At 62.4% G+C, this 946-nt stretch carries 1 protein-coding gene and 1 pseudogene; both read left to right on the top strand.

Annotation, left to right across the window (positions count from 1 at the left end):
• Positions 1-309, top strand: a 309-nt coding sequence (locus CXQ94_RS23615; protein WP_219817107.1) for a hypothetical protein, incomplete at its 5' end; no start/stop codon positions are given.
• A 78-nt stretch (positions 310-387) separates the two neighbouring features.
• A pseudogene (locus tag CXQ94_RS23610) lies at positions 388-946 on the top strand (excinuclease ABC subunit A); the annotation flags it as partial.

Here is a 946-nt window from a genome sequence, read left to right as displayed (position 1 = left end):
GCCGACGGGTACGATCCGCAAGAGCGGCGCCTAGAAGAGATCAAAACCCACCGTGGCGATATCAGCCGCATTCCGGCCAACCACCGGCTGCTGCATTGGGCGCAGGTCAAGATCTACGGCTGGCTGCTCTGCCAGCAGCTTGAGCTGGAAGAGTTGGAATTGGCTGTGGTGTATTTCGACGTGATGAGTCACGCCGAGCATGCCTTCAGCGACCACTTCACAGCCGCTGAACTGGAAGACTTCTTCAATCAGCAGTGCCAATTGTTTCTGAGCGGGGCTGAACAGGAAGAAGCACCGCATCAAGCGTGACGAGCATCTGCAGAGCATCAGTTTTCCCTACCACTCAGGAAGTCCCGTCCTGAGCGGGACGAACTACCGGATAAAAACATGCCAAACAATTCTTTCGGTGAATCCTCTTGTACCGCTGCCGCCAGCGGCATGGTGGAAGTGCGCGGCGCGCGCGAGCACAACCTCAAGGACGTGGATGTCGCCATCCCGCGTAACGCGCTGGTGGTGTTCTCGGGTGTCTCCGGCTCCGGGAAGTCCTCGCTGGCCTTTGGCACCATCTATGCCGAGGCCCAGCGGCGCTACTTCGAGTCGGTGGCCCCCTATGCGCGGCGACTGATCGACCAGGCCGGCGTACCGGACGTCGATGCGATCGACGGCCTACCGCCGGCGGTGGCGCTGCAACAGCAGCGGGGCTCCAGCAACGCGCGTTCCTCTGTGGGCAGTGTGACCACCTTGTCCAGCCTGGTGCGGATGATGTATTCGCGCGCTGGCGCCTACCCAGCCAACCAGCCCATGCTGTACGCCGAGGATTTTTCGCCCAACACGCCGCAGGGAGCGTGCCCGACCTGCCACGGCCTGGGCCATGTGTACGAGGTGACCGAGGCCAACATGGTGCCCGATCCCTCCCTGAGCATCCGCGAGCGGGCGATCGCCTCCT

Origin of the sequence: Arthrobacter sp. GMC3 (assembly GCF_002929305.1) — a bacterium.
In the GTDB taxonomy this organism is placed as follows: Bacteria; Actinomycetota; Actinomycetes; order Actinomycetales; family Micrococcaceae; genus Specibacter.
The sequence above is the reverse complement of the archived record's forward strand: the minus strand, read 5'-3'. Positions and strand labels throughout refer to the sequence as shown.